Here is a 255-nt window from a genome sequence, read left to right as displayed (position 1 = left end):
GAGCGCGCGGCGGTGGTCTGCCGCCCGTGTCGCCAATACCGCGCTCGGCGCGATCTCCTTTTTGGCGCTGGAGGCGATCGGCGGCACCATTACGCTTAATTACGGCGCGGCCAACGCCACGTCGGCCATTCTTGTCGTCAGCGTCATCATCTTCCTCTGCGGCCTGCCGATTGCCTATCATGCCGCAAAATGCGGCATCGATATTGATCTGCTGACCCGCGGCGCCGGCTTCGGTTATATCGGCTCCACCATCAC

General features: G+C 62.7%; 1 protein-coding gene. It reads left to right on the top strand.

Annotation, left to right across the window (positions count from 1 at the left end; genetic code table 11):
- On the top strand, positions 1–255 hold a 255-nt coding region (locus QSV46_RS40310), incomplete at both ends, for a hypothetical protein (RefSeq protein WP_314964251.1).

The sequence above is a fragment of the Bradyrhizobium cosmicum genome (assembly GCF_032290525.1).
GTDB lineage: Bacteria > Pseudomonadota > Alphaproteobacteria > Rhizobiales > Xanthobacteraceae > Bradyrhizobium > Bradyrhizobium cosmicum_A.
Note: the sequence above shows the minus strand (reverse complement) of the source record. Positions and strands in the feature narration are given on the sequence as shown.